Raw genomic sequence first — 323 nt, forward strand, 5'->3', positions numbered from 1 at the left:
GACCGACGGCGGCGAGCGGCTACTGGCCGAGCCTTTCAGAAGGACCCTTGATGGGTTGAAGGCCGTCGATAGTCGACTTCGACGGTTCGAACATCTCGCTTTCAGAAGGACCCTTGATGGGTTGAAGGTTCCAGCTGATCCGCGAGCGCACCGTCCACCCCGCTTTCAGAAGGACCCTTGATGGGTTGAAGGGAGGACGTTCGACGTTGAGCCCGGCAGATCGACGCTTTCAGAAGGACCCTTGATGGGTTGAAGGCGTTCGCTCATTCGAGATCAACCTCCCCGAGCCGCCGTCTTTCAGAAGGACCCTTGATGGGTTGAAG

At 58.5% G+C, this 323-nt stretch carries 1 protein-coding gene; it reads left to right on the forward strand.

The window, feature by feature from the left end; all coding sequences use genetic code 11:
* On the forward strand, positions 1-181 hold a 181-nt coding region (locus tag FJT57_RS17440; RefSeq protein ID WP_449405205.1), incomplete at its 5' end, for a hypothetical protein.
* Positions 182-323 lie beyond the last annotated feature (142 nt).

This window comes from Halobellus captivus, from assembly GCF_007655485.1.
Lineage (GTDB): Archaea > Halobacteriota > Halobacteria > Halobacteriales > Haloferacaceae > Haloquadratum > Haloquadratum captivum.